The following is a 25,311-nucleotide window of genomic DNA, read 5'->3' as shown; positions in this document are numbered from 1 at the left end:
TTGCTATCTTTTGGTCCCCTGCATTCCAGATATTCCCCCTTTGACGGGGGCGAAGGGGGATGTTGACACGGCCACATCTCTTCCAGAACAAACCTATCCGCAAACCCAAAGCGCCTCTCCTGGTAATGGAGAGGCGCTTTGGGTTTTTTGAGGCTGGAAATACTAGGTCAGCTTCTTGAATTTCTTCTGGTAGGCCTTGTTCAGCTTTTTCAACTCTTTTGAACCGCCGGTATAAGTGTTGGCCAATTGCTTGTAATCTGCCTTCGGGTTGGCCTGGGCGTCAAGGGTGGCTAGTTGCTCGCCTACCTGCTCCTGCAGTTGGTTCAGGTTGTATTTAGAGTACTTTAAAGAAACCAGGCGTTTTACCAAATCCACGGCACCTGGGGCATCTCCGGAATTGGCGGCATGTTTGGCTACCTCGGCCACAAAGGCTTTATTCTCCTGTCCCAGCGCAAAGGTGAGCAAGGGGGCATGCCCTACCCCGAAACGGGCTACTTCGGCGGCGTCATAATGTTGGCCAGCCTCTAGGTACACTTTCACCGCCTGGGCCATGTGGTTCTGGCGGATATGCTCGCCGGCTTTCAGCAGCAGTTCCTGGTAATGGGCGGGGCCATCAATACGCGCCAGCTCCACCTCCGCGGCAACAGCCGAGATCGCGCAGCCCCCGTTGCCCTTGGCGGCGGCAAGCGCCTTGTCTAACTCAGCCGCTGCTTGGGCAAACTGCCGACCACTGCTGAGTTGAAGCGCCCGCTGGTAGAACCGGTCGTACTCTTGCTGGGCGTTGGCACATTCCTGCGAGAAGATGCCTTGGCTCAGGGCTCTGAACTTTCCGTCCAGTTCTTTGTCATTGACCAAGTTGTAGCGGACTTGAAGGTTGGTGATCTCGGCAGCCAGAGAACGGGCCTGCGGTAATTTGTTCGTGCTGGCCTGCAACTGTCCTTCTGAGATCTTCTCCAGGATAACTGGCCGGGCGGCCTGGCGAAGCAATTGGTCAGTCCCAGGCTCTGCCTTCAGGTTGAAATCTGCGGCCAGGCTTTTTCCTTTTTCAAACGCTTGTAAGGCGGCCGCGTGCTGTTTTCCTTGTAGGGCTTTTCTTCCCTGGGACATGAGGCCCAGGTACACCTGTTGCTGCACCTCCTGCATCAATGTAGTGGCGGCGGCATCTGAGTCAATGGCGGTTCTGTTGTTGCGGGCGTATTGTTGGGCTTCTCTCGCCCATCTTTCGGCCTGCGCTAAGTCTCTCTGGCTTAGGGCCTGCTTCCCGTCCTGCAACAGGTTGTGGTAAATGCCGCTTTTCGCGAAGATGATGCCTTCCTCCCATAACTCAGGGCGGCACCGTAGGCTGGAGATGCCCCGGCAGAAATCCCGCGCTTCCTCAAACTGCGCCAAGGCCTGGGTGTACTTGCCCTGGTTGTTCAGCTGCTCGCCCTGGCGCACATAGGCATTCTGGATATCCAGGGCCAGTTCCTGGCCAAACCGGTAGGTCTCAGGATCCACCTGCATGCTGTTGAGTAGGGTGCGGGTACGTTGCCCGGCTTCTTTCAAAAAACCAGCCTTGAAATCCAAGCGGGCTAACTGCAAGTGCGCCGGTGCGAAGGCAGGGTTCGCCTGCACCGCCCGCTCAAAGAACTCCCGTCCGCCGCGGGCGTTGCCGTTCAGGGCCAGTTCCAGACCGCGGTTGTAGTAAATCTCCGGTAACCGGGCCCACATCTGGTCCAGTGCCACCCGGCGCTCCCTGAACCGGTGGTCCAGGTCTTTTACCCTCCGGCGCAGCTGCACCGGATCATGCCGGTCCAGGGCCAGTTCCCGCTCCATCCGGCTGTCCAGCACCCGGTCAAGCTCACGCTCCAGCTCCTTCAACCGCCGGCCCTGCAGGTCCAGATGGTCAATGTCATTGGGGTTCACCGCCTGCAGGTCCCGCGAAAGCTGTGCTAACCGGGCATCCGCTTCATAGTAGCGTTTGATAAGGGCAAGCCGACTTTGTACAGCCGCCACGTTCTCGCCAGACAAGCCAATTTTCTGCTCTACCACCCGCAGTTTATACCCGGTAAAGGTTGATGTGTCGGTAACAGAGGTCTGCACCAGAAAGGTAGGGCCGTCTAACCTGACGTTTTTACCGGATACGTCAAAAGTCTGCAGCACCCTGTCTTCCCGGCCCAACAGCTGAATCTTCGCCTGTACCACCGCGGGCGTTAATTCCTCGGCAAAATCAAACTCCCGGAACAGGACCTGCTCCCGCACCCGCACGTTTTTCACGGTAGCGGTGAGCACCAGTTGATCCCCTTCACGGGTGATCTTTTCCTGTTGCTCAAACTCCACTGGCAGCACCAACTTGCCAGACCGGTTGGTGTTGGTTCTGCCCAGTCCGTGCGCCAGGGGTCCCAAGGTAGCATCTGTAAAACTGGAGATAGTCACCGTCTCCAGTCTGTTTTGGTCATAGAGCACCTTAGACTGCGCCCCGGCCAGTTGGCCCATGAAAAGCCACGAAACCAGCAGTAGAGAAAGTAGGGATGCTTTCATAATATTAGATTTTTATAATATTTACTCCGAGGCAAATTCCGTTCCAGAAAAATCACTTTGTGAGAGGTTTGAAAAGAAGATGCTGCCAGAGGTTTTCAGGTTGCCTCTGGGTTCTCTTTTTTTTTTGTGGCTTGCCACTGTTTATCCAGCCTTTTTCCAAAAGAAGGCTCAGAAAGACTACTGCCCATCACCTACATGTTGGCTAAGAGTGCGCGTAAAACTATTTGTCTAGGACCTATTCAGCGGGCGTGAAATTCTGCAAGCCTACTATGCCCCCTGTTTCGCTGTAGGGGCAGCGGGGGAAGTCAAGGACTTCCCGCCATGGCAGGAGCCTGCTTTTTTAGGCGGCAATGCGTTTTCTGGCAATCTTCTGTAAACCAGGCCCGAAACCCACTACCGGGGTTCCTTCTCCCTCAGGGAGAAGGCTAGGATGAGGGGGAGCAGGTTCGTAACTGGAAAAGCCATTGCTTAAACACCCGCGGCCTTTCACCCTAGCCCTCTCCCCCGGGGAGTGGGAATCCCCTATATCACGCCTTTTCTCAGAGACCTATTTTTGCCTTGAGCCCTTTCTTTAGCTTTCTACATTCGTCACAGAAGTAAATCCGGGCCATAAAACTTAAGGTGACACCTTGCACGGTAGGGAGCTAAGACCTCACAGGTTTCCAAAACCTGTGAGGTCTTACTGTACCATTCCCCTACGCATCGCCTATTCCAGCCTTTCGCCTGAGCGCCTAGCACTCGACCGCCCCTGAGCGAGAGCGAGGTGGGCGGAGGAGAGGGCACAGCGTGAGGACGGAAGACGAGGCCTCCCGGCCGTGAGCGCTTACCGGAAACTATGCAAAAGGCCGCACATGGATCAATGCTAGCAGCGGAAAGGCCAAGGGAATAGCATACCGCATGCACAAAATCATAGCTCTGAACGCAAGAAGCGCAAAGACAGACTTGTGACCGAGCAAGCGGAAGACCCTGCAAAGGGAACAATTCTCCTGCCAAGTTTCCTTCGGATTCCCGTACCTTTGGCCGTTCCATTTTGAAATTCCGCATGTACTCTTACCAACGTCTTTTTGATTTTTCCCGTCAGGTATTCCTGGCCATAGGGTGCCCTCCCGAAGATGCCCAAACCGCCACTGAAACGCTCCTTTCCGCTGATTTACGCGGCGTGGACTCGCACGGCGTAGCCCGCCTCATTGGCTATGTGCGGCTCTGGGAAGCCGGCCGCATCAACGCCACGCCCCAGGTGCGCGTGGTGCATGAAACCCCCAGCACCGCCACTGTGGACGGCGACGGCGGCCTGGGTTTGGTAGTGGCGCCTAAAGCCATGCAGATTGCCCTGGAGAAAGCCAGGATAGCGGGCAGTGGCTGGGTAGCGGTGAAGAACTCTAACCACTTCGGCATTGCCGGTTACCACGCCATGAAAGCCCTGGAGCACGACATGATTGGGATGGCCATGACCAATGCCAGTCCGCTAGTGGCCCCTACTTATTCCCTGGAAAGGCTGTTGGGTACCAACCCCATTGCCGTGGCTATTCCGGCCAACGAACAGCCACCCTTCGTGGCGGACCTGGCCACCACCACCGCCGCCAACGGCAAGTTGGAGATGCTACAGCGCAAGAACCTGGAAGCCCCGCACGGCTGGATCCAAACCGCGGATGGCTCGCCTTCCACCAACCCCAATGAACTGAAAGACGGCGGGGCCTTGCTCCCGCTGGGCGGTGACACTGGCAGCCATAAAGGCTACGCACTGGGGGCCGTGGTAGACATTTTCTCGGCGGTGCTGTCAGGAGCCAACTACGGGCCGTGGGTACCGCCGTTCGTGAGTTTTCTTGCGCCGCCGGCAGACCCAGTGGGCGACGGCATCGGCCATTTCTTCGGGGCGATGCGCGTAGACGCCTTCCGGCCCGCTGATGACTTCAAACAACACATGGATACCTGGATCACCCGCTTCAGAAGCTCAAAAGCCAAAGAAGGCCACCAAGTCCTCATCCCAGGTGACCCCGAGCGCATCTTCACGGAGCAACGCCTGAAGGAGGGCATTCCGTTGCTGCCGCCAGTGGTGAAAGATTTAGAAGGATTGGGCGAGAAGTTTGGGGTGACGTTGTAAAATCAAAGCATGAAATAAACCTTTCCTTTTTCCAATCCTTTGCATCATCTATAAGATCAATTATAAGCTGTACCTTTCCGTTTAATTAATGAAATAAAAGAGGTACAGCTTGTAAAATTCTGTTATTACACCTTTTAATTAGTCACCTCTACATACCAATAATTTTTTATATTCCTTAAGATGAAAAACCTTTATTACCCTATTCTAATTACCGTCTTATTATCTAGCTGCGTAAGCAGTAAAAAGTATTCCACCTTTGTAATTGGAAAGCTTCAGGCAGATTTTATCGCAAAAGATAGTCTACAGAATCAAGAATGGTTAACCATCAATACAGATAAAATTCCCCAGGCAGAGAATCAGTACGAGCAACTAAAATCTTCTTTTATACCAGCAATCATTTATTGGGGATGGAATTCTACCATAGAGTGTGCCATTGACCCCTCCATAACGGCCACCTGGATTAAGAACTCAATTTATCACGCTGCTGATAGCTTGAATTTAGCAGAGAAGGCCAAAGGAAGGCAAATAGTCATCAACCTTAAACAAGTTCCTGGCAAGTTTCTTTATGAGAACAAAGGAATGGCCATTATCTTCTTGGTGGCTTATTCAGTCAGTGGACAAGAATCCATCTCACCTGCCCCCATTAATTTAGTGGCAGAAATTGAAACAAAATCTGGCGAGGCTTCCCACTTTAAAGGAGAGGTGTCAATACCTAATAATGGCCAACCAATGAATAACATCTGGAAGTCCAGCAAGAAATTCACCTGGGCCTATTTAGAGGAATACAAAAAAGAATCACAAAGAATGGGAACAGAATTGGTAAAGCAGCTTATACAAAACTTGTAACAAACCTTGCAAATAAAAATCCCCTGAAAGCCGGACTCTTCACTGCTTTCAGGGGATTCCTTTTTTCATTTTAAGCCTAGGTTCCTAATTTAGGGGATGGGGCTGAACAAGCAGGATAAAGATAAGAATTCCAGCACCAGAGGCATCTCCTAATCAGGGCTGTCATAGACCAAGGATAAAGGAACAGACGTCATCTTATTCTTCTACCCGTCTTCCTGCTCCCCCAGTAATTCACTACCGCAAAAAGCAGCACAAAGATGGTCAGTACCCAAAGGCCAGAGAAGGTAGAAGGCCCCTCTTCCACGGTAAGCACATCCTGCCCCAGGCGATATATAATATTGCCGGCCCATGCGCACCTACGGTGTACCATAAGTTTCTGGTGTACAGAAGCGGGATCGCCAGCATAATGCCTACTGCAAATAGATAGGCCAAAGCAGGGAAACCATTATCAAAGGAATAGAGGTGATTCAGGACGTAGAGGGTGGAAGAAACAAGCACGAACCCCCACTTGCTCAATCGCCCTTGCAAATGACCGAACAGGTAGCCTCTTGTTACTATATCTTCGGCCAAAGAGGGAAGAAAGGTACCCACCGCAAACAGCAACGTCTGGCTGACCAGGTTAGGGAAATCTGGCACAAACGTTACTACCTCAATACCCAGCCACAGCCGGAGAGCAAACGCCAGGCCATTCACCAGCAGCCCCAGGGCCAATCCAGTTGCCAGCAGGAGCGCATACTTCCGGTTGAACTGCAAGCCCCAAACGCTGAGCCCCTGAAACCCCTGTAACCGGCCCACCATATACCCCACCGGAATAACAGCTAGCATCAACCCCAAAAACAGCGGAATATGTTGATGGAAACGCATGGCATACTCTGCAGCATGGTACGTGAGAGCCAAGGCCAGGTATCCGCTGAAAATGGCCCTCCAGGAGCGGCTTCTGGTACGAGCGGGCGAGGTGGTTTGAACAAGAGGCATCCCTTAAGAAAGATAAGAGGGTGAGGTAATAGCAGGGTTCCTGCAAATATATACCTATTCTAATATTACGTCAGCCAGGTTCCCACCTTTGAACCAGATAAGGTAAAGCACTTCCCTCAAACATAGCCTTGGCCCTATGTTACAAAATGACTACCTTATCCAGTGCATTCTGTTTCAGGCTTATTTCTTTAAAATTATGCGTAAAACGCTACTCACCTTTCTCTTCACTTTCTTGGCATTTTCCCAAATCTGGGCGCAAAACAAACCTACAGGCATCGCCGCTAAAGTAGCCGGTATGCAGAAGTTCAGCGGCTACTTCCCTTTTTACTGGGACGAGGCCACGGGCCGAATCCTGCTGGAGATTGACAAGCTGGATCAGCCGTTCCTGTACGTGAGCTCGCTGGCGGCCGGGCTGGGGTCCAATGACATCGGCCTGGACCGTGGCCAGTTGGGCGGTGAGCATGTGGTGTATTTCCAGAAGGTGGGGCCTAAGGTGCTGCTCATTGAACCCAACCAAAGGTACCGCGCCATGAACGGCAACCCCGCGGAGGAACAGGCCGTGGCGCAGTCATTCGCGCAGTCGGCGTTGTGGGGATTCAAGGTGGAGGCCACGGAGGGAGACCGGGTATTGGTAGACGCCACCGAATTCCTGTTAAGAGATGCCCATGATGTGGTAGGCAGCATTCGCCGTAGCCGCCAGGGCTCTTACCGGCTTGATCCTTCCCGGTCGGTGATGTATTTGCCCCGCACTAGGAACTTTCCGCAGAACTCTGAGTTTGAGACTACCCTTACGTTTGTGGGCGGCGAAGATGCCGGTGGGTTCGTGCGCAGCGTAACCCCTTCGGCGCAAGCCATCACCCTGCGCCAGCACCATTCGTTTATTCAGTTACCAGATAAAAACTATACGCCCCGGCCCATGGACCCACGGGCTGGCTACTTCGGCATTGAGTACATGGACTTCAGCACGCCTGTGGACCAGCCCATCATAAAGCGCTACATTGCCCGGCACCGGCTACAGAAAAAGCACCCGGCTGCCCCGGTGTCTGAAGCGGTGAAACCCATTGTGTATTACGTGGACCATGCCGCACCGGAGCCTATCAGAACCGCGTTGCTGGAAGGCGCCCGCTGGTGGGCCCAGGCGTTTGAGGCCGCCGGGTACAAAAACGCCTTTCAAGTGGAGATCCTGCCCGCTGATGCGGACCCCATGGATGTGCGCTACAACGTGATCCAGTGGGTGCACCGCAGCACCCGGGGCTGGTCGTATGGCGCCTCGGTCACAGATCCGCGCACCGGGGAGATCATCAAAGGCCACGTGAGTTTGGGCTCGCTACGCGTACGGCAGGACTTTCTCATTGCCGAAGGGCTGTTGGCGCCTTATGAAGAAGGCAAACCAGCCAACCCCGAGATGATGAAAATGGCGCTGGCGCGGCTCCGGCAGTTGTCGGCGCATGAGCTGGGGCATACCTTGGGCATCATGCACAATTACGCGGCCAGCGTGAGCAACCGCGCCTCGGTCATGGACTACCCCCACCCTAGCGTGAAACTGACCGCCAGCGGCCAGCTAGACCTGTCAGACGCCTATGCCGTGGGCATTGGGGAATGGGACAAACTGGCGGTGGCCTATGGGTACCAGCATTTCCCTTCGGGCACCGATGAACAGGCCAAACTGGACCAGTTACTGCGCGAAGGATATCAACGGGGCTTGCAGTTCATCTCTGACCGGGATGCCCGGGCTCCCGGCGGGGCGCATCCGCAGGCCCACCTCTGGGACAATGGCCCCAACGCCGCTGATGAACTGAACCATGTACTGGCGATAAGAAAGAAAGCGCTGGAACGGTTCGGCGAAAACAACATAAAGCCGGGTGTGCCCATGGCCCTGCTGGAAGACCTACTGGTTCCTATCTACAATTACCACCGCTACCAGGTGGAAGCCGCTGCCAAGGTAGTAGGCGGCCTCAACTACACCTATGCCTCCCGCGGCGACGGGCAACTGGTCACCGCCCTGGTACCTGAGGCCGAGCAACAGCAAGCCCTTGATGCGTTGCTAGCTACTTTACAGCCCCAAGTCCTGGCTCTGCCGGAAAGAATCATAGCCGCCATTCCGCCCCGCCCGGCGGGTTGGTCTCCTACCCGTGAGCTGTTTGACAAGCGCACCGGCCTCACCTTTGACCCACTGGCCGCCGCGGAGGCCTCGGCAGATTTCACCCTTTCCTTTCTGTTCCACCCAGAGCGTGCGGCGCGTCTGGTAGAACTGAAAGCCCGCGGAAGCAAGCTAGGCCTTGACGAAGTACTGGACAAGATCATTGACCAAACCTGGAACGCCAAACGTGCCTCTGGTCTGGAGGGCCAGACGCAACTGCTCACCCAGCAACTGGTACTCACGCACCTGATGGCCCTTTCGCAGGATGAGAACGCCGCTTATTCGGTGCGGGGCACCGCCCTGTTGCACCTGAACCAACTGGAGAAACACGCCAAGAAACTAGCCAAGTCCTCAGACGAAGGCGTGAAAGCCAACGCCCTCCTGGCCCTGAACCGTCTCCTAAAACCAGTAGAGGCCAAACCGCAACTGCACAAAGACCTCCCGCCCGGCGCTCCCATTGGTAGCATGGCACCTATTGGCTGTGAATAGGGTTTTCTTAGTTGTTTTCCTGAAAACACGCCATTATCCCACTTCTAATTGGAGTGGGATATTTTTTAACTGATGAAGATTTTTCGTCTCCCTTGGAAGGGAACAGGGATGATTATTACTGCAGAGCATGGCGTTGCAGGAATACTTGTAGGGGCAATCCCTTGTGGTTGCCCTTGCGCTTAGCGGAGGTGGGGCGGTTCTTTCGCGGCCCCGTCATCACCCTACCCCCTTTCAAAAGCAGACGGAATGCATCACTATTCCCCAAAGAGAATTTTCATTAATGAGACAAGGTTTGGCTACGCACGAATAGGATCTTTGCAACCTGTTCTCGGCTTCGTTTTAAGAAAGGAGGCCTAAAACGGAAACGTAGCGTCGTTACACCGTAACGACGTGGTTCTACAGGGCAGAACCGTTTCTTTCCCTCACAAATGGCCTTTGCAACATTGCCTTGGGGAAAGGTCTTTTCTACGGGAGGCGTTTCTGTTCTATAGGCACTCGTCGTTACGGTGTAACGACGCTACGGAATTGGTTTCCGGCCTCCTTTCTCCAAACATGCCTGAAAACGCACTCCTACCCTGTCAGGAATCTCTCCTTTCTTCCGCCACCTATCCCCCAGGAAACCGTACCCCTTTAAGAGGCTATTTCTTCGTACTTTTGCCTTAGGGGCCTGCGGGCTCTTCCAAAAAACTGACACCATGGCTAAAATAGCAATAAACTTAACCACCGCTTCTATCCAGAAAGAGGAAGTGATTGTGGGCATTGACCTTGGTACCACCAATAGTCTGGTGGCGTATATGCACCCTGAAGACCATGTGCCCATTGCCATCAATGACCTGGGACTGGGAACCATTGTCCCTTCAGTGGTCCATTTCTCCAGTGCCGGTGAGGTATTGGTGGGCGATGCTGCCAAAGAGTACCTGCTCACGGACCCGGCCAACACCATTTACTCCGTGAAGCGTCTACTGGGCAAATCATACCAGGACCTGGGCAACCACAAAGATTCTTTTGGCTATAAAGTCATTGACGACAATTCTGAGGGCCTGGTAAAGATCAGGGTGCAGGACAAGTTTTATTCCCCTATTGAGCTGAGCGCCGAAATCCTGAAGGAACTCCGCGCCCGCGCTGAACACGCCCTCAAAACCCCGGTGAACCGGGCGGTGATCACCGTTCCTGCCTATTTTAACGACTCTCAGCGCCAAGCTACCCGTGATGCCGGTAAACTGGCCGGCTTGGAGGTCTTGCGCATTGTGAACGAGCCTACAGCGGCTTCCCTGGCCTACGGCATCGGGTTAGACCCCAATGAGGAGAAAACCATTGCTGTGTATGACCTGGGCGGCGGTACGTTTGACATCTCTATCCTGAAAATCCACCAGGGAATCTTTGAAGTGCTCTCTACCCACGGTGACACCTACCTGGGCGGCGATGACATGGACCGCGAGATCCTCGAATTCTGGACCCGTCAAAACAGACTTCTAGCTGATCTGGTGGCCCTGGACCCCAATGCTGCGCAGGCCCTCCGGCTAAAGGCCGAGGAGGCGAAGAAAGCCCTGAGCCAACAGGAGAAATTCAAAGCAGAATTGAACGGCATAGAACTGAAGCTGGACCGCCACACCTTTGACACGCTTATCACGCCCATCATTGACCGTACCATGGCCTCTTGTCAGATGGCGCTGAAAGACGCCGGGTTGCAGCCCGAGCAGATGGACACCGTGATCATGGTGGGGGGTTCTACCCGGGTGCCGTTGGTATATCAGACCGTGTCTGACTTCTTCGGGAAACCGGCCCACAATGACCTGAACCCCGACGAAGTAGTGTCCTTGGGTGCGGCCATCCAAGCCGATGTACTGGCCGGGAACCGCAAAGACATCCTGCTCCTGGACGTGACACCGCTTACCCTGGGCATTGAAACCATGGGCGGTTTGATGGACTCTATCATTCCGCGTAACTCCAAAATCCCCACCAAGGCGGGCCGGCAGTACACCACCTCCGTAGACGGGCAGGTGAACATGAAGATCTCGGTGTACCAAGGCGAGCGCGATTTGGTAAAAGAAAACCGAAAACTGGCCGAGTTTGACTTGAGAGGAATCCCGGCCATGCCCGCTGGTTTCCCGAAGGTAGATGTGAACTTCATCCTGAACGCCGACGGTATCTTGAAAGTAGAAGCTGTTGAGTTACGCTCTGGCGTCCGTCAGGAAGTGGAGGTGAAACCGCAATATGGCCTCACCGATGAGCAGGTAGAGCAGATGCTCATGGACTCCATCACCCACGCTCGCGAAGACGTGTCAACTCGCATGGTCATTGAGGCCCGCACTACCGCTGAGCAGATGCTCTATCAGGTTGAACGCTTCGTGGAGAAGAACGGCGAGCACCTTAGCCCAGAGGAGATAGAACTCACCCGCCAAAACGTGCAGCGCCTGCGAGAAGTACTGCCTACCGGCGATAAAGACACTATCCTGAAAGCGGTAGATGTGCTGGAGGAGCAAACCAGCCCGTTCGCGGAGCGCGTCATGCAGATCTCCATCAAGAAAGCCATGACCGGCAAAAAGATTGAGTAGCCTGTTTTGAGGCTGTTTTCAGAAAAGTCGGCTTAAACAATTTGCCAAAGAGCGCCTTACCCAGTAAGGCGCTCTTTTATTTTCAAGGGAGGCGTTTTTACGATTAAACTGAATAGTGTTTCCGGCTACTTTTCTGAGAACCAGGCTCAAAAACCCTAATGTTATCTTGGAAAGATCTTGGTAGCGAACGGTAGCAAGGCTTCTTTCACGCATTTCTAGTTCGCCCACAAGATCCTTTCAGGATGACAGAAATGGGAATGGGAATAGAATGGACAATACGACAAATTAGAAAAAGAGAAGCTTGGCTGTTAATAGAATACTTTGAATCTGTTTAGTAAAGTCAAATGAAAGTACCCAGGCCCTTGCTGCGTGTTTTCACCAGCAAGCGGAAAGGCGTCTGCGTCTGTATTGTTGGCCCCTGGGAACACCAACAATGGCGGATTACAGGAATGGAAATAGAATGGATCAGTACGACAAATTAGAAAGGAGACGATTGGCTGTTTATAAGGAAGATTGATTAAAAGAGAAGTTGATCATAGGGAAGGTCCATTATAAGAAAGATTTATTACAAGGTTTTTTATGAAAAACAGGCTAAAAACTTCTCATAAAGCTATTTAAAGCAGAACGCGCCACTCTTTCCAGGGCGGCGCGTTCTGCTTTATGGGGTACAAGTAGCTTACTTTTCTTCCTCTTTCTCCACAATGAGGTAGAGTTCCTCGGTGGGCTTTTTCATGAGGTATTTTTCCCGGGCGAATTTCTCCAGCAGTTCGGGGTTACTCATGAGTTCTTTCCGGTCTTTCTGCACCTCGGCAATCTTCTCCAGGTAATAGTCGCGCTCCTCTTCCAGGATGTTCAGCTTGCGGCTGGTCTGGAACTGGGTCACGAAGTCATTGGAGTCAAAGAAGAACATCCATACCAGAAAGGCCAGACTGGTCAGGAAATAGAAGTTCCGGAAGAATTTAGGGACGCGTGCTAACATAGGAAAACAAAAAATGGCGGCAAGTGTTTGCTTGCCGCCATGAATTTACAAAGTTTCCAGAAGGTATCTGCACAAGAAGCCCATCAATTATGCAATTTCAGTTTTTGTCCTGTTTTCTAAAAAACGGATTCAAAACAGCCGCAGCCAGATTGGCTTCTCAGGCAAATTACATGTTCCGGCCCGGGAAGTAGGCTACCTCACCCAATTCCTCTTCAATACGGAGCAATTGGTTGTATTTAGCCATCCGGTCTGAACGAGAGGCAGAGCCTGTCTTGATTTGACCGGTGTTCAAGGCCACGGCTAGGTCTGCAATGGTATTGTCTTCGGTCTCCCCGGAACGGTGGCTCATGATGCTCTTATAGCCGTTTCTGCGGCCTAAGTTGATGGCATCAATGGTCTCGGTTAAGGTACCAATCTGGTTTACCTTGATCAGGATGGCGTTAGCCGTCTTCTGGTCAATGCCCTGCTGCAAGCGGGTCACGTTGGTTACAAACAGGTCATCGCCTACCAATTGGGTGGTATGACCAATAGAATCCGTCAAAGACTTCCAGCCAGTCCAGTCGTCTTCGTCCATGCCATCTTCAATAGAGATGATGGGGTAGCGTTTAGACCAGTCAGTCCAGAAATCTACCATCTCTGAAGAGGTTAGTTTGTCGCCGGTAGATTTCTTGAAGTGGTAATGGCCGGTTGAGGCATCATAGAACTCAGAAGCCGCGGCATCCATGGCAATCATGAAGTCTTCGCCCGGGCGGTAGCCAGCAGCCTCAATGGCTTGCAAGACTACCTCAATGGCTTCCTGGTTAGAGCCAATGTTAGGCGCAAAACCACCTTCATCGCCTACGTTCGTAGACATGCCTTTTTTCTTCAGTACGTTCTTGAGGTGATGGAACACCTCAGTTCCCCAACGCAAAGACTCTGAGAAAGAAGAAGCACCTACGGGCATCACCATGAACTCCTGGAAGTCAATAGAGTTGTCAGCGTGGCTACCACCATTCAGGATGTTCATCATGGGAACCGGAAGAGTATTGGCATTCACGCCTCCTACGTACCGGTACAACGACTGACCTGCTTCTTTGGCAGCGGCTTTGGCTATGGCCAAAGAAACACCCAAGATCGCATTGGCTCCTAACTTGGCTTTGTTAGGGGTGCCGTCAATCTCAATCATGATCTTATCCAGGAGGCTTTGCTCAAAAACACTGAACCCCACCAGTTCATCAGCAATGATAGTGTTCACGTTCTGCACGGCTTGCAGCACGCCTTTGCCCATGAACATGCTCTTATCGTCGTCACGCAGTTCTACGGCTTCGTGCTTGCCCGTAGAGGCACCTGAGGGAACAGCTGCCCGGCCCACGATACCGTTTTGGGTGATCACGTCTACCTCTACTGTAGGATTGCCGCGGGAGTCAAATATCTGGCGGGCTTTGATGTCTTCAATTAAGCTCATATGGTTCTAGTTTGAGTTAGGAATTCTTTTCTTTCTCCAGCATCTCCACGAAGAGGTCAAACAGGTACTCAGAATCATGAGGCCCTGGTGAGGATTCTGGGTGGTACTGCACAGAGAACGCAGGTTTGTTCTTTATTCTGATACCTTCCACGGTATTGTCATTCAGGTTGATGTGCGTGATCTCCACATTAGGGTGGTTTCTAACTGCGTCAGCATCTACGGCAAACCCGTGGTTCTGCGAGGTGATCTCGCTTTTACCCGTAATCAGGTTCTTTACGGGGTGGTTAAGCCCACGGTGGCCGTTGTGCATCTTATAGGTAGGAATACCGTTGGCCTGCGCCAGGATCTGGTGTCCCATGCAAATACCAAACATAGGTCTCTCTACCGCCAGGATCTGCTCCACGCTTCTCACCGCTTCATTGGTCACGGCAGGGTCACCAGGGCCATTGGAGATAAAATAGCCATCCGGGCCCCAGGCTTCCATTTCTTCAAAGGTAGTACCATAGGGGAAAACGCGGCACTCACAGCCTCTACTGGTAAGGTTATTGAGGATATTGCGTTTTACACCCAAGTCCAGCACGGCCACTTTGAACCTCCTGTTTTCCACGGGCAGATCATACTGCTCAAGGGTAGTAACCTTGGAGGAAAGCTCCAGGCCATCCATGGAAGGGACTTCTTTGAGCAGCCTTTTCAGATCTTCCACATCGGCATTGTCTGAGGAGATGATGGCATTCATGGCGCCTTTATCGCGCACGTGCCTTACCAGTTCCCGGGTGTCAATTTCACAGATGCCCACAATACCCGCCTTTTCAAAATACTCTTGTAAAGAGCCTTCGGCGGTTTTACGCGAGAAATGGTGCGAGAATTCTTTGCACACCAACCCTTTGATCTGAATGTTGCCAGATTCTACTTCCTCTGGTTGAACCCCGTAATTGCCCACGTGTGACACGGTGGTAATCACAATCTGACCATAATAGGAAGGATCGGTGAAAATTTCCTGGTACCCTGTCATTCCGGTGTTAAAGCAGACTTCCCCGCCGGTGGTTCCTATTTTCCCAAGGCTTTTCCCTTGGAACACGGTGCCGTCTTCCAGCACCAATACTGCATCAGTTGTTGTGTGAAGCTTCATTCGGATTAGATATGTGGCAAAAATAAAAAAGGGATACGAGTAATCTCGTATCCCTTTTCATTAATTATTGCATTCTTGTTATTCTGCTGATGGTGTATCTGCAGAACCAGCGGCTGCTGTTCCTTCAGTTGAAGAAGCAGGAGTGTCAGTAGTAGCCTGACCCTCTTCTTTTTTCTTACCTGAAGAACGACGTCTGGTTTTAGCTTTTCCAGCAGTAGATGTACCGGTAGTGCTCAACATATCCTCATTGTAGTCAACCAGCTCAATGATACACATCTCTGCGTTGTCACCAAGACGGGTTCCTGTTTTAAGGATACGAGTGTAACCTCCCGGACGGTTAGCGATTTTGCCAGCAATACCATCAAACAACTCTTTCACCGCCTCTTTGCTCTGAAGATAAGAGAAAACTGTACGACGAGAGTGCGTGGTGTCGCTTTTTCCTTTGGTCAACAAAGGCTCAGCATACTTACGAAGGGCTTTCGCCTTCGCAACAGTAGTAACTAAGCGCTTGTGAAGAATAAGCGAGGCAGCCATGTTTGAAAGCATAGCGGCACGATGGGCAGCAGTCCTACCTAAGTGATTGTTCTTTTTACCGTGTCTCATTTTTTTGATTGTGCACGTGCATACCGTCGATCAACCTTTACGGGATCGGGAATTATGCCGTAGGATTACTAATCTTCTTCTAATTTGTATTTGGCGATATCCATGCCAAAGGTAAGACCTTTTTCTTGCACTAGGTTCTCTAACTCTGTCAATGATTTCTTCCCGAAGTTACGGAATTTCATCATATCAGAAAGATCTAGTTGCACCAGGTCACCCAAGGTTCTGATATCAGCTGCTTTGAGGCAGTTGTAGGCACGTACAGATAAATCCATGTCATGCAAAGGAGTCTTCAACACCTTTCTCATATGCAGCATTTCCTCATCTACTGCTTCTTCCTCTTCAGGTTTCACAGTTTCAAACGTCATGGTGTTGTCAGAGAAAAGCATGAAATGCTGGATCAAGATATTGGCAGCACCTTTCAACGCATCTTCCGGATGGATGGATCCATCTGTCGTGATTTCAAGCAAGAGACGCTCGTAGTCAGTTTTCTGCTCTACCCGCGTGTTCTCAACGCTATATTTCACATTCTTTACAGGCGTGAAAATAGCATCAATCGCGATCTGGCCAAAAACCTGATCTGCAGGTCTGTTTTCCTCAGCAGGAACGTATCCTCTCCCTTTTTGAACAGTTAATTCAATTTCAAAGGAAGATTCAGGATCAAGGTGGCAAATTACCAACTCAGGGTTTAACACCTGAAAAGAACCAGAGAACTTGTTGATGTCTCCGGCTGTGAAGGTATCTTGCTTGCTGATGCTAACGGTGATTTTATCATCAACCAGGTCACCAATTTTCTTGAACCGAACCATTTTCAGGTTCAGGATAATTTCAGAGACATCTTCAACCACACCTTCAATGGTAGAGAACTCATGGAGCACACTAGGAACACGGATGCTGGAGATGGCATATCCCTCCAATGAGGAGAGAAGAATTCTTCTCAGCGCATTCCCAATGGTTACACCATAGCCCTTTTCTAGCGGCTTAAATTCAAATTGCCCATTAAAGTCATCGGATTTCTCCATCACGACTTTCTCTGGCATTTGAAAGGCTAATATTGACATGATTGCTGGTTTAAGGTTGACACTTAACTTAGAAGGTATTACTTAGAGTAAAGCTCTACAATCAGCTGCTCCTGGATTTTCTCAGGGATCTGATCACGCTGGGGATTAGAGATGAATTTACCAGCCATCAGGCCGCCATCCCACTCTAACCAAGTAAACGCACGAGCATTACGGCCAGCAAGGCTGTGTGTAATAGCTTCTAATGATTTTGATTTTTCGCGTACACTTACTACATCACCAGGACGCAGGGTGTAAGAAGCGATGTTCACCACGTCACCATTCACAAGAATGTGGTTGTGGTTCACTAATTGCCGCGCACCACGTCTTGTGGGGGCAATTCCTAAACGATACACGGTGTTATCTAATCTTGCCTCTAGTAAAGCAAGTAAGTTCTCACCAGTGATACCTTGTTTACGGGCTGCTTTGTCAAATAAATTGGCAAACTGACGCTCCAACACACCGTAGATGTATTTGGCTTTCTGCTTCTCCATCAACTGGATCGCGTATTCAGATTGCTTTTTTCTCCGACCACGACCATGCATACCTGGACCATAAGCTTTTTTAGCTAAGGCTTTGCTAGGTCCAAAAATTGGTTCGTTATATCTTCTAGAGATTTTACTCTTGGGGCCTGTGTATCTTGCCATTTCTAATACTAAATAATATCCTTAAACTCTTCTGCGTTTTGGAGGACGACATCCGTTGTGAGGAAGTGGAGTCACGTCTTTGATAGAAGTGATTTCAATACCTACGTTTTGCATAGTCCGGATAGCAGACTCACGTCCTGCACCTGGGCCCTTAACAAAAACTTCAGCCTTTCTCAAGCCGGCCTCGTAAGCTACTTTACCGCAATCGGCAGCAGCCATCTGGGCAGCGTAAGGAGTATTTTTCTTAGACCCTTTGAATCCCATTTTACCAGCAGAAGCCCAGGAGATTACCTGGCCGTTGATGTTGGTAACAGAGATAATAATATTGTTGAAAGAAGCTTTGATGTGTACCTGACCAACAGGCTCCACCACAACCACGCGCTTCTTGGCTTTATCTTTTCTTTTCTGAGCCATTGTCGTTTAATTATTTAGATGCCTTCTTCTTGTTTGCAACAGTTTTACGCTTACCTTTTCTGGTTCTAGAGTTGTTTTTAGTTCTCTGACCTCTTACTGGTAAACCTTTTCTGTGACGTAGACCCCGATAAGAACCAATGTCCATCAAACGCTTGATGTGCAATTGAACTTCAGAACGAAGAACACCTTCAACTTTGTGCTCAGTAGCAATGACGTTACGGATTTCACCCGCTTCTTCCTCGCTCCAATCTTTCACTTTCTTGTCAAGATCCACCCCAGCTTTCACCAAAATAGACTGTGACGCCTTACGGCCAATGCCGTAGATGTAAGTCAAAGCGATCTCGCCTCTTTTGTTATCTGGAATATCAACTCCTGCTATTCTAGCCATGTTTTAAAAATTAACCTTGTCTTTGTTTATAACGTGGATTCTTCTTGTTGATCACGTAAAGCTTCCCTTTACGTCTGATCACCTTGCAGTCTTCACTGCGCTTCTTAACTGACGCTTTTACTTTCATCTGTTTATTTGTATCTGTAAACTATTCTGCCTTTACTAAGGTCGTAAGGAGACATTTCCAATTTTACTCTGTCACCAGGAAGAATTTTGATGTAGTGCATCCGCATCTTTCCGGAGATGTGAGCAATAACTTGATGGCCATTTTCTAATTCTACCCGAAACATTGCATTGGATAGTGCCTCAATGATGGTACCGTCTTGTTCGATGGAAGACTGTTTAGCCATGTATTAGTTTAGTGCTTTATCTATGTAATCAAAAGTAGTTAAAATCTCTGCTTTGCCTTTCCGAACCACTACCGTATGTTCAAAATGCGCAGAAGGCTTTTTATCACGGGTTCTGATAGTCCAACCATCATTTTCCTGAACCACATGCCTTGAGCCTAAGTTGACCATAGGCTCAATTGCCAGTACTAGACCTTCCTGCAATTTCATACCCTGCCCTCTTTTCCCGTAATTAGGAACTTCCGGACCTTCATGTAAGCTGCGGCCTAATCCATGCCCTACCAGTTCACGAACCACCCCATATCCAAATTGCTCCACATGGGTTTGGACGGCATGGCCAATATCCCCAATTCTGGCTCCTGCCACGGCCCATTCAATGCCTTTATACAAAGACTCTTTGGTACGGGCCAGTAAATCAAGAACCTCTGGTGCAACATCGCCTACCGGGTGGGAATAGGCACTATCACTATGGAAACCCTTAAAAAAAACTCCACAGTCTATAGATACAACATCTCCAGACTGTAGAGCATACGTGCTAGGTATACCATGTACCACTTCAGAGTTCAAACTAATGCAAAGACTATGTTTGAATCCGTTATATCCCTTGAAAGAAGGAGAACCACCGTGATCAGAAATAAATTCCTCAGCAATGGAATCTAACTTTAAGGTAGTAACACCCTCAGCAACATACTTGGCTATTTCGCCGTGTACCTGGCTGAGGATGTTAGCACTTTCTTTGATAAGCTCGATTTCTTCTTCGGTCTTATAAATAATCATTCCTTAGGAAGCAACCGCTATATTTTTTGAACGACCTCTGAGTTTACCAGATTTCATCATTCCATCATAATGGCGCATCAACAAATAGCTTTCAATTTGGTTCAGCGTATCTAATACCACCCCTACTAAGATAATCAAAGAAGTACCGCCAAAGAAAGCAGCAAACTCTCTGGTTATGCCAAATAACATGGCAATAGAAGGAAGAATAGCAATAAAGGCTAGGAAGATAGCCCCTGGTAATGTGATTCTGGTCAACACTTCATCAATGAATTCAGAAGTAGCCAAACCAGGTTTCACCCCGGGAACAAATCCACCGCTTCTTTTCAAATCATCAGAAATCTGGTTAGGATTCACACTGATGGCGGTATAGAAGAAGGTAAAGATGATGATAAGAACTGCAAAGGATAAATTGTATTGCCAGGAGGTATAGTCTGAAAAGACGTTACCAATCTCATTGGCCAAATCACTTTCATTTCTCCAGAAAGAAGCCACCATACCCGGCAAGAACATCAGAGATTGGGCAAAGATGATAGGCATTACCCCTGCGGCGTTCACCTTCAGAGGAATGAATTGTCTTTGACCAGCTTGCAAGGAAGCGCTTCCACCTACTTGCTTAGCATACTGTACAGGTATTCTTCTAATAGCCTGAGTAAGCATTACTACACTCATAACTACGAAGAAAAGAATGATCAATTCCAGGATGAAGATCAAGGCACGACCTAAACCTAAGGCCATTGCCTCTCCTACCAAAGCACCGGGGAGTCTGGAAACAATACCAATCATGATCAACATGGAGATACCGTTACCTATGCCCTTATCGGTGATCTTCTCTCCCAACCACATACAGAACATGGTTCCTGCGGTAAGGATAATCATGGAAGAGATAGTGAAGAGAGGACCGGCAACAGAAGGATCAATCGCATCAGCGTTAATGGTGGCCAGGAAGCCCACTGATTGCGCCAGGGTGATAACAATGGTTAATACCCGGGTGTACTGATTGATTTTCTTACGGCCAGATTCTCCTTCTTTTTGCAATTTCTGGAAATAAGGAACCGCAATGGTTAGAAGCTGTAGAACGATAGAAGCAGAGATGTAAGGCATGATCCCCAACGCAAAAATGGATGCATTGCTAAATGCTCCACCTAGAAAGGCATCTAATAAGCCTAAGATTCCTGTTGAGTCACCTCCTAACTGATTGGGATCAATACCGGGTAAAACTACATAAGAACCTAACCTGAAAATTGCGATGAATCCTAAAGTATTTAGGATTCTAACTCGCAAATCTTCAATCGCAAAAATATTCTTAAGAGTAGAAATCAGCTTCTTCATCTGTTACAGAGTCACTACCTTGCCGCCTGCTTTTTCAATAGCCTCTACTGCAGCCTGAGAGAACGCATGGGCATGCACCTCAATGGCAGTAGTAACTTCGCCTCTTCCAAGAATCTTGATATTATCATTCTTTGAAGCTAAGCCGTTTTCACGGAATACAGCAAAGTCAATAACAGCATTTCCAGCTTTAGAAGCTAAATTTTGAAGTACATCAAGATTTACCGCTGTATATTCAACCCGGTTAATGTTCTTGAAACCGAATTTAGGCACACGGCGTACCAATGGCATCTGACCACCTTCAAAACCTGCTTTGGATGAGTATCCTGAGCGAGATTTAGCTCCTTTATGTCCACGGGTAGAAGTACCTCCTCTACCAGAACCGGTACCGCGACCAATTCTCTTCCGGTTCTTTACAGAACCTTCAGCAGGTTTTAAATTACTTAAGTTCATTTTAGACCTCCTTAATCGATACTAAATGTTGTACACGGTTAACCATACCTGCGATCTGAGGGGTCAACTCTTTCGTTACCGTCTTATTGATCTTGCCAAGACCCAGCGCCTTAATGGTCTGCTTCTGTCTTTCAGGACGATCAATAATGCTTTTGATCTGGGTGATTTCTACACTTGCCATGACTACCCGTTGAATACACGTTGTAAACTAATACCGCGTTGCTGAGCAACTACCAATGGATCACGCATCTTAGACAAGGCATCAAAAGTTGCTTTCACCACGTTGTGAGGGTTGGAAGACCCTTTAGACTTTGCTAATACATCTTTGATACCAGCACTCTCTAAAACGGCTCTCATTGCACCACCGGCTAGAACTCCAGTACCTGGAGCAGCTGGCTTGATCAATACAAAACCACCAGAGAATTTGCCTTCCATTGGATGAGGAACCGTATGCTTGTACATAGGTACACGAACAAGGTTCTTCTTGGCGTCATCAATACCTTTGGCAATAGCATCAGTCACTTCGTTTGCCTTGCCTAAGCCGTATCCAACTACTCCGTTTCCATCGCCTACCACCACAATGGCAGAGAAACTGAATCTTCTACCACCTTTCACTACTTTAGCAACCCGATTGATAGCAACAACTCGTTCTTTGAGTTCTATCTCGCTTGCTTTAATGCTTCTGATATTTAATTTAGACATCTTCTTAGAATTTTAAACCCGCTTCACGAGCCCCATCTGCTAATGATTTAACACGACCATGGTACAGGTAACCGCCTCTGTCAAAAACCACCTCAGTGATTCCTTTTGCCAGAGCCTTAGCTGCTATATCACGGCCTACTGAGGTAGAAGCAGCACTCTTGTTTGTAGTGCTTTCTCCTTCTATGGTAGAAGATGAAGAACTTGCTAATGTAATACCATTCACATCATCAATCAGCTGCGCATAAATAGACTTATTGCTTCTGAATACAGACAGACGTGGACGCTGAGCTGTTCCTGACACCTTGTTACGGATGCTACGACGGATTCTCAGTCTTCTTTTTGCTTTATCGAATGCCATTTTCTTTCTTATTTAGAAGCAGTTTTACCAGCTTTTCTTCTAACAACCTCACCCACGAACCGGATACCTTTGCCTTTGTAAGGCTCAACTTTCCGTAAGGAGCGAATCTTGGCAGCCACCTGGCCAATCAACTGCTTATCAATACCCTCTAAGGTAATAACAGGAGCTTTACCTTTCTCAGTTACTGCAACAGCAGAGATCTCAGGAGGCAAACCAACGTAAATGTTATGTGAATAACCCAACGCAAGCTCTAAATTCTGGCCAACAGTAGTGGCTTTAAAACCAACTCCTATCAATTCCAAAGAAAGTTTATAACCAGTGCTAACGCCAACAATCATGTTGTTGATGATAGAACGGTATAAACCGTGAAGTGCTTTGTGTCTCTTCTGCTCTGTTGGACGAGATACTGTAAGTACCCCATCCTCAATAGCAACAGTTATGTCCGTATCAACTTGTGAAGAAAGAGAACCTTTAGGCCCTTTCACTGTAACCAGGTTATCCTGGTTAACCAACACCTCTACACCTTGTGGGAGCGTGATTGGCAGTTTTCCTATCCGCGACATCTCTTCTTAATTAATACACGTAACACAATACTTCACCACCTACATTAAGGCCTTTGGCCTCTTTGTCTGTGATGACACCTTTAGAGGTGGACAGGATGGCCACGCCATACCCGTTCAACACACGTGGCATCTCATCAAGATGCACATATTTACGGAGTCCCGGCTTACTGACTCTCTCAAGCTTCACGATAGCAGACTGCTTAGTAGCGGGATCATACTTCAAGGCAATTTTAATAGTGCCCTGAACTGAACTATCATCGAACTTGTAACTCTGAATATAACCTTTTTCGTAAAGAACCTTGGTTAATTCCTTTTTGATATTGCTAGCCGGAATTTCAACTACCCGGTGATTTGCCTTGATGGCATTCCGTAGTCTAGTTAAATAATCTGCTATCGGATCTGAATGCATTAGACTATAATTTTAGATTCCGCTCTTTTTAAGGAGCCGCAAAGATACTAATGTTTTCCTAACTATAATAATGGTAGGAGTAATAATTACCAACTAGCCTTCGTTACCCCAGGAATCTTGCCGGCGGAAGCCATCTCTCTGAAGGTAACGCGAGAGATGCCAAACTTCCTCATATAGCCTCTTGGTCTTCCGGTCAATTTGCATCTGTTGTGCAACCGTACTGGAGAAGCGTCTTTTGGCAATTTATCTAGAGCTTCATAATCGCCAGCAGCTTTTAGTTGAGCTCTTTTGGCTGCATATTTGGCAACCATTTTTTGTCTCTTAAGCTCTCTTGCTTTTGCTGATTCTTTAGCCATTATCTTATTTCTTTAAATTTGCGAATGGTAAACCAAAGCCTTTCAATAACTCCAGGCTTTCTTCATCAGTAGCAGCTGTGGTTACAAAAGTGATGTCCATACCAGCAATTGATTTGATTTTATCAATGCTGATCTCTGGGAAAATGATTTGCTCTTTTACCCCTAAGGTATAGTTACCGCGGCCGTCAAAGCCTTTGTCGCTGATACCTTTGAAGTCACGTACCCGTGGCAAAGCAATGGTTACCAAACGATCAAGGAACTCATACATTCTCTCGCCACGCAAGGTCACGCGCGCACCAATAGGCATACCTTCTCTCAACTTGAAGTTAGAGATAGAGTTTTTAGCTTTGGTTTGCACCGCTTTCTGGCCGGCAATGATGGTAAGTTCATCAACCCCAATATCCACCAATTTCTTATCAGCCACAGCATTCCCAATACCTCTATTGATGCTGATTTTGGTAATTCTTGGCACTTGCATTATGCTCTTGTATTGAAATTTCTCTTTCAATGCAGGCACAATTTCTTTTGAATATTTCTCTTTAAGTCTGGCTGCCATGTTAGATTAAGTTTCCAGTTTTTTTGGAATAACGTTGAAGCTTACCATCATCGTTCAGCTTCTTACCGGTTCTAGTGGCAACATTGGTAGCAGGCTCAACTACCATCACATTGCTGGCATGGATAGGAGCCTCTAATTTCACAATACCACCGTTCGGGTTTTTAGCACTAGGTTTCTGGTGCTTTGATACCTGGTTAAGACCTTCCACTACTACCTTTTGCTTATCAGTAAGCACAGAAGTAATAATACCCGTCTTGCCTTTATCATCACCCGCGATCACTTTTACAGTGTCGCCTTTTTTCACATGAAGTTTATGCTTTGACATCTTGTTTTCTCTTCTCGTGTTTAAATTACTTCAGGAGCCAAAGAAACAATTTTCATAAACTGTTTTTCACGAAGCTCACGGGCTACTGGCCCAAAGATACGTGTACCACGTGGCTCATCGTTGTTGTTCAATAACACAGCAGCGTTATCGTCAAAACGAATGTAAGAACCGTCTTTACGACGAACTTCTTTCTTCGTGCGAACAATCACAGCTTTGTGAACAGTTCCTTTCTTTACATTTCCTGAGGAAAGAGCAGATTTTACGGTAACAACAATTTTATCACCAACAGAGGCGTATTTTTTTCCTGTTCCACCCAATACCCGGATGCACAGAACCTCTTTTGCTCCGCTGTTATCAGCAACAGTAAGTCTTGATTCTTGTTGTATCATCTTATTTAGCTCTTTCTACGATTTCAATTAAGCGCCAGCATTTATTCTTGCTCAACGGTCTGGTTTCCATGATGCGTACTGTATCACCGATACCGCATTCATTCTTCTCATCATGGGCCATGAACTTCTTGGACTTGGAAACAAATTTCCCGTAGATGGGGTGCTTCACTTTGCTTTCCACAATAACCGTGATGGACTTGTCCATCTTGTTACTTACCACGCGTCCAGTTTTTTCTTTTCTTAGATTTCTCGTCTCCATGGTTTTCTATCTTAGCCATTGAGCTCCAGAGAGCGCAGTTGCGTCTCTAGCCTGGCGATGGTTTTTCTTGTAAGCTTAATTCTGGATGGATTCTCTAGGGGAGAGATAGCATGCGCAAACTGTAAGTTTACCAGGTTGTTTCTCTCTGTTGTAAGTTGCTCTTTCACTTCATTGAGTGAAAGAGCTTTAATTTCTGATTGCTTCAT

At 48.8% G+C, this 25,311-nt stretch carries 30 protein-coding genes; 4 read left to right on the top strand and 26 right to left on the bottom strand.

Annotated features, from left to right (window positions below; genetic code table 11):
- Positions 1-162 precede the first annotated feature (162 nt).
- Positions 163-2,520 carry a tetratricopeptide repeat protein gene (locus FOE74_RS02210; RefSeq protein WP_149096959.1) on the bottom strand — a complete coding sequence of 786 codons (2,358 nt, stop codon included), beginning with the start codon at positions 2,518-2,520 and terminating at the stop codon, positions 163-165.
- Positions 2,521-3,562: 1,042 nt separating this feature from the next.
- On the opposite strand from FOE74_RS02210, the gene FOE74_RS02205 reads away from it, so the two are divergent.
- Positions 3,563-4,621, top strand: coding sequence for an Ldh family oxidoreductase (locus tag FOE74_RS02205; protein WP_149096958.1), 1,059 nt, complete (start codon positions 3,563-3,565; stop codon positions 4,619-4,621).
- Between the two features lie 180 nt (positions 4,622-4,801).
- Positions 4,802-5,467 carry a hypothetical protein gene (locus FOE74_RS02200; RefSeq protein WP_149096957.1) on the top strand — a complete coding sequence of 222 codons (666 nt, stop codon included), beginning with the start codon at positions 4,802-4,804 and terminating at the stop codon, positions 5,465-5,467.
- A 261-nt stretch (positions 5,468-5,728) separates the two neighbouring features.
- On the opposite strand, the gene FOE74_RS02195 is transcribed toward FOE74_RS02200, so the two are convergent.
- On the bottom strand, positions 5,729-6,442 hold the full coding sequence (locus FOE74_RS02195) for a CPBP family intramembrane glutamic endopeptidase (protein ID WP_149096956.1): 714 nt from the start codon (positions 6,440-6,442) through the stop codon (positions 5,729-5,731).
- A 196-nt stretch (positions 6,443-6,638) separates the two neighbouring features.
- On the opposite strand from FOE74_RS02195, the gene FOE74_RS02190 reads away from it, so the two are divergent.
- On the top strand, positions 6,639-9,071 hold the full coding sequence (locus FOE74_RS02190) for a zinc-dependent metalloprotease (protein ID WP_149096955.1): 2,433 nt from the start codon (positions 6,639-6,641) through the stop codon (positions 9,069-9,071).
- A 695-nt stretch (positions 9,072-9,766) separates the two neighbouring features.
- Positions 9,767-11,626 carry a Fe-S protein assembly chaperone HscA gene (gene hscA, locus FOE74_RS02185; protein ID WP_149096954.1) on the top strand — a complete coding sequence of 620 codons (1,860 nt, stop codon included), beginning with the start codon at positions 9,767-9,769 and terminating at the stop codon, positions 11,624-11,626.
- A gap of 676 nt (positions 11,627-12,302) precedes the next feature.
- Here hscA and FOE74_RS02180 read toward each other — a convergent pair.
- From FOE74_RS02180 to rpmC, 24 genes are all read right to left on the bottom strand, one after another.
- Positions 12,303-12,605 (bottom strand): FtsB family cell division protein, encoded by a 303-nt coding sequence (locus tag FOE74_RS02180; RefSeq protein WP_149096953.1) that lies wholly within the window; start codon positions 12,603-12,605, stop codon positions 12,303-12,305.
- A gap of 166 nt (positions 12,606-12,771) precedes the next feature.
- Positions 12,772-14,049, bottom strand: a complete 1,278-nt coding sequence (gene eno, locus FOE74_RS02175) for a phosphopyruvate hydratase (protein ID WP_149096952.1) — start codon at positions 14,047-14,049, stop codon at positions 12,772-12,774.
- A gap of 16 nt (positions 14,050-14,065) precedes the next feature.
- A complete protein-coding gene (carA, locus tag FOE74_RS02170) occupies positions 14,066-15,178 on the bottom strand; it encodes a glutamine-hydrolyzing carbamoyl-phosphate synthase small subunit (protein ID WP_149096951.1) in 1,113 nt (370 codons plus the stop codon).
- A 78-nt stretch (positions 15,179-15,256) separates the two neighbouring features.
- Positions 15,257-15,781, bottom strand: coding sequence for a 50S ribosomal protein L17 (rplQ, locus tag FOE74_RS02165; protein WP_149096950.1), 525 nt, complete (start codon positions 15,779-15,781; stop codon positions 15,257-15,259).
- 68 nt (positions 15,782-15,849) lie between these two features.
- Positions 15,850-16,839: a DNA-directed RNA polymerase subunit alpha gene (locus FOE74_RS02160; RefSeq protein ID WP_149096949.1), complete on the bottom strand. Its 990-nt coding sequence runs from the start codon at positions 16,837-16,839 to the stop codon at positions 15,850-15,852.
- 38 nt (positions 16,840-16,877) lie between these two features.
- Positions 16,878-17,483 carry a 30S ribosomal protein S4 gene (gene rpsD, locus FOE74_RS02155; RefSeq protein WP_149096948.1) on the bottom strand — a complete coding sequence of 202 codons (606 nt, stop codon included), beginning with the start codon at positions 17,481-17,483 and terminating at the stop codon, positions 16,878-16,880.
- A 21-nt stretch (positions 17,484-17,504) separates the two neighbouring features.
- Positions 17,505-17,897, bottom strand: a complete 393-nt coding sequence (gene rpsK, locus FOE74_RS02150) for a 30S ribosomal protein S11 (protein ID WP_066832394.1) — start codon at positions 17,895-17,897, stop codon at positions 17,505-17,507.
- A 10-nt stretch (positions 17,898-17,907) separates the two neighbouring features.
- On the bottom strand, positions 17,908-18,285 hold the full coding sequence (gene rpsM, locus FOE74_RS02145; protein ID WP_149096947.1) for a 30S ribosomal protein S13: 378 nt from the start codon (positions 18,283-18,285) through the stop codon (positions 17,908-17,910).
- Positions 18,286-18,295: 10 nt separating this feature from the next.
- Positions 18,296-18,412, bottom strand: coding sequence for a type B 50S ribosomal protein L36 (gene ykgO, locus FOE74_RS02140; RefSeq protein ID WP_071885446.1), 117 nt, complete (start codon positions 18,410-18,412; stop codon positions 18,296-18,298).
- 4 nt (positions 18,413-18,416) lie between these two features.
- Positions 18,417-18,635, bottom strand: coding sequence for a translation initiation factor IF-1 (gene infA, locus FOE74_RS02135; protein ID WP_048919321.1), 219 nt, complete (start codon positions 18,633-18,635; stop codon positions 18,417-18,419).
- A 3-nt stretch (positions 18,636-18,638) separates the two neighbouring features.
- Positions 18,639-19,409, bottom strand: a complete 771-nt coding sequence (gene map / locus FOE74_RS02130; protein WP_149096946.1) for a type I methionyl aminopeptidase — start codon at positions 19,407-19,409, stop codon at positions 18,639-18,641.
- 3 nt (positions 19,410-19,412) lie between these two features.
- Positions 19,413-20,738, bottom strand: coding sequence for a preprotein translocase subunit SecY (secY, locus tag FOE74_RS02125; RefSeq protein WP_149096945.1), 1,326 nt, complete (start codon positions 20,736-20,738; stop codon positions 19,413-19,415).
- 3 nt (positions 20,739-20,741) lie between these two features.
- Positions 20,742-21,188, bottom strand: a complete 447-nt coding sequence (rplO, locus tag FOE74_RS02120; RefSeq protein WP_149096944.1) for a 50S ribosomal protein L15 — start codon at positions 21,186-21,188, stop codon at positions 20,742-20,744.
- Between the two features lies 1 nt (position 21,189).
- Complete coding sequence (gene rpmD / locus FOE74_RS02115) at positions 21,190-21,369, bottom strand: 50S ribosomal protein L30 (protein WP_149096943.1); 180 nt, start codon at positions 21,367-21,369, stop codon at positions 21,190-21,192.
- Between the two features lie 2 nt (positions 21,370-21,371).
- Positions 21,372-21,890: a 30S ribosomal protein S5 gene (gene rpsE, locus FOE74_RS02110; protein ID WP_149096942.1), complete on the bottom strand. Its 519-nt coding sequence runs from the start codon at positions 21,888-21,890 to the stop codon at positions 21,372-21,374.
- A 4-nt stretch (positions 21,891-21,894) separates the two neighbouring features.
- Positions 21,895-22,248: a 50S ribosomal protein L18 gene (gene rplR / locus FOE74_RS02105; RefSeq protein WP_149096941.1), complete on the bottom strand. Its 354-nt coding sequence runs from the start codon at positions 22,246-22,248 to the stop codon at positions 21,895-21,897.
- An 8-nt stretch (positions 22,249-22,256) separates the two neighbouring features.
- Entirely contained in the window at positions 22,257-22,811 is a 555-nt protein-coding gene (rplF, locus tag FOE74_RS02100; RefSeq protein WP_149096940.1) for a 50S ribosomal protein L6, read from the bottom strand.
- A gap of 10 nt (positions 22,812-22,821) precedes the next feature.
- Entirely contained in the window at positions 22,822-23,220 is a 399-nt protein-coding gene (gene rpsH / locus FOE74_RS02095) for a 30S ribosomal protein S8 (RefSeq protein WP_149096939.1), read from the bottom strand.
- An 86-nt stretch (positions 23,221-23,306) separates the two neighbouring features.
- The gene (rpsN, locus tag FOE74_RS02090) at positions 23,307-23,576 is read right to left on the bottom strand and encodes a 30S ribosomal protein S14 (protein WP_062543991.1); all 270 of its coding nucleotides are present in this window, start codon (positions 23,574-23,576) and stop codon (positions 23,307-23,309) included.
- A gap of 4 nt (positions 23,577-23,580) precedes the next feature.
- The gene (rplE, locus tag FOE74_RS02085) at positions 23,581-24,132 is read right to left on the bottom strand and encodes a 50S ribosomal protein L5 (RefSeq protein WP_149096938.1); all 552 of its coding nucleotides are present in this window, start codon (positions 24,130-24,132) and stop codon (positions 23,581-23,583) included.
- A 1-nt stretch (position 24,133) separates the two neighbouring features.
- The gene (gene rplX / locus FOE74_RS02080; RefSeq protein ID WP_149096937.1) at positions 24,134-24,457 is read right to left on the bottom strand and encodes a 50S ribosomal protein L24; all 324 of its coding nucleotides are present in this window, start codon (positions 24,455-24,457) and stop codon (positions 24,134-24,136) included.
- A gap of 20 nt (positions 24,458-24,477) precedes the next feature.
- Entirely contained in the window at positions 24,478-24,846 is a 369-nt protein-coding gene (rplN, locus tag FOE74_RS02075) for a 50S ribosomal protein L14 (protein WP_149096936.1), read from the bottom strand.
- Between the two features lies 1 nt (position 24,847).
- Complete coding sequence (gene rpsQ / locus FOE74_RS02070; RefSeq protein WP_149096935.1) at positions 24,848-25,105, bottom strand: 30S ribosomal protein S17; 258 nt, start codon at positions 25,103-25,105, stop codon at positions 24,848-24,850.
- 11 nt (positions 25,106-25,116) lie between these two features.
- Positions 25,117-25,311, bottom strand: coding sequence for a 50S ribosomal protein L29 (rpmC, locus tag FOE74_RS02065; protein ID WP_062543986.1), 195 nt, complete (start codon positions 25,309-25,311; stop codon positions 25,117-25,119).

Source organism: Rufibacter glacialis, from assembly GCF_008271745.1.
GTDB lineage: Bacteria > Bacteroidota > Bacteroidia > Cytophagales > Hymenobacteraceae > Nibribacter > Nibribacter glacialis.
This window is presented reverse-complemented; position numbering and strand designations above follow the sequence as displayed.

What these genes read in the sequence shown, in the direction of transcription:
- rpsK (WP_066832394.1), bottom strand. Translation starts at nt 17,897, where the DNA reads ATGGCTCAGAAAAGAAAAGATAAAGCCAAGAAGCGCGTGGTTGTGGTG.
- rpsE (WP_149096942.1), bottom strand. Translation starts at nt 21,890, where the DNA reads ATGTCTAAATTAAATATCAGAAGCATTAAAGCAAGCGAGATAGAACTC.
- rpmD (WP_149096943.1), bottom strand. Translation starts at nt 21,369, where the DNA reads ATGGCAAGTGTAGAAATCACCCAGATCAAAAGCATTATTGATCGTCCT.
- carA (WP_149096951.1), bottom strand. Translation starts at nt 15,178, where the DNA reads ATGAAGCTTCACACAACAACTGATGCAGTATTGGTGCTGGAAGACGGC.
- secY (WP_149096945.1), bottom strand. Translation starts at nt 20,738, where the DNA reads ATGAAGAAGCTGATTTCTACTCTTAAGAATATTTTTGCGATTGAAGAT.
- rpsN (WP_062543991.1), bottom strand. Translation starts at nt 23,576, where the DNA reads ATGGCTAAAGAATCAGCAAAAGCAAGAGAGCTTAAGAGACAAAAAATG.
- FOE74_RS02195 (WP_149096956.1), bottom strand. Translation starts at nt 6,442, where the DNA reads ATGCCTCTTGTTCAAACCACCTCGCCCGCTCGTACCAGAAGCCGCTCC.
- rplR (WP_149096941.1), bottom strand. Translation starts at nt 22,248, where the DNA reads ATGGCATTCGATAAAGCAAAAAGAAGACTGAGAATCCGTCGTAGCATC.
- rpsM (WP_149096947.1), bottom strand. Translation starts at nt 18,285, where the DNA reads ATGGCTAGAATAGCAGGAGTTGATATTCCAGATAACAAAAGAGGCGAG.
- rplX (WP_149096937.1), bottom strand. Translation starts at nt 24,457, where the DNA reads ATGTCAAAGCATAAACTTCATGTGAAAAAAGGCGACACTGTAAAAGTG.
- rpmC (WP_062543986.1), bottom strand. Translation starts at nt 25,311, where the DNA reads ATGAAGCAATCAGAAATTAAAGCTCTTTCACTCAATGAAGTGAAAGAG.
- ykgO (WP_071885446.1), bottom strand. Translation starts at nt 18,412, where the DNA reads ATGAAAGTAAAAGCGTCAGTTAAGAAGCGCAGTGAAGACTGCAAGGTG.
- rplF (WP_149096940.1), bottom strand. Translation starts at nt 22,811, where the DNA reads ATGTCGCGGATAGGAAAACTGCCAATCACGCTCCCACAAGGTGTAGAG.
- rplO (WP_149096944.1), bottom strand. Translation starts at nt 21,188, where the DNA reads ATGAACTTAAGTAATTTAAAACCTGCTGAAGGTTCTGTAAAGAACCGG.
- hscA (WP_149096954.1), top strand. Translation starts at nt 9,767, where the DNA reads ATGGCTAAAATAGCAATAAACTTAACCACCGCTTCTATCCAGAAAGAG.
- rplN (WP_149096936.1), bottom strand. Translation starts at nt 24,846, where the DNA reads ATGATACAACAAGAATCAAGACTTACTGTTGCTGATAACAGCGGAGCA.
- FOE74_RS02210 (WP_149096959.1), bottom strand. Translation starts at nt 2,520, where the DNA reads ATGAAAGCATCCCTACTTTCTCTACTGCTGGTTTCGTGGCTTTTCATG.
- FOE74_RS02200 (WP_149096957.1), top strand. Translation starts at nt 4,802, where the DNA reads ATGAAAAACCTTTATTACCCTATTCTAATTACCGTCTTATTATCTAGC.
- FOE74_RS02205 (WP_149096958.1), top strand. Translation starts at nt 3,563, where the DNA reads ATGTACTCTTACCAACGTCTTTTTGATTTTTCCCGTCAGGTATTCCTG.
- infA (WP_048919321.1), bottom strand. Translation starts at nt 18,635, where the DNA reads ATGGCTAAACAGTCTTCCATCGAACAAGACGGTACCATCATTGAGGCA.
- eno (WP_149096952.1), bottom strand. Translation starts at nt 14,049, where the DNA reads ATGAGCTTAATTGAAGACATCAAAGCCCGCCAGATATTTGACTCCCGC.
- rpsH (WP_149096939.1), bottom strand. Translation starts at nt 23,220, where the DNA reads ATGCATTCAGATCCGATAGCAGATTATTTAACTAGACTACGGAATGCC.
- rpsQ (WP_149096935.1), bottom strand. Translation starts at nt 25,105, where the DNA reads ATGGAGACGAGAAATCTAAGAAAAGAAAAAACTGGACGCGTGGTAAGT.
- FOE74_RS02190 (WP_149096955.1), top strand. Translation starts at nt 6,639, where the DNA reads ATGCGTAAAACGCTACTCACCTTTCTCTTCACTTTCTTGGCATTTTCC.
- FOE74_RS02180 (WP_149096953.1), bottom strand. Translation starts at nt 12,605, where the DNA reads ATGTTAGCACGCGTCCCTAAATTCTTCCGGAACTTCTATTTCCTGACC.
- rplQ (WP_149096950.1), bottom strand. Translation starts at nt 15,781, where the DNA reads ATGAGACACGGTAAAAAGAACAATCACTTAGGTAGGACTGCTGCCCAT.
- rpsD (WP_149096948.1), bottom strand. Translation starts at nt 17,483, where the DNA reads ATGGCAAGATACACAGGCCCCAAGAGTAAAATCTCTAGAAGATATAAC.
- FOE74_RS02160 (WP_149096949.1), bottom strand. Translation starts at nt 16,839, where the DNA reads ATGTCAATATTAGCCTTTCAAATGCCAGAGAAAGTCGTGATGGAGAAA.
- rplE (WP_149096938.1), bottom strand. Translation starts at nt 24,132, where the DNA reads ATGGCAGCCAGACTTAAAGAGAAATATTCAAAAGAAATTGTGCCTGCA.
- map (WP_149096946.1), bottom strand. Translation starts at nt 19,409, where the DNA reads ATGATTATTTATAAGACCGAAGAAGAAATCGAGCTTATCAAAGAAAGT.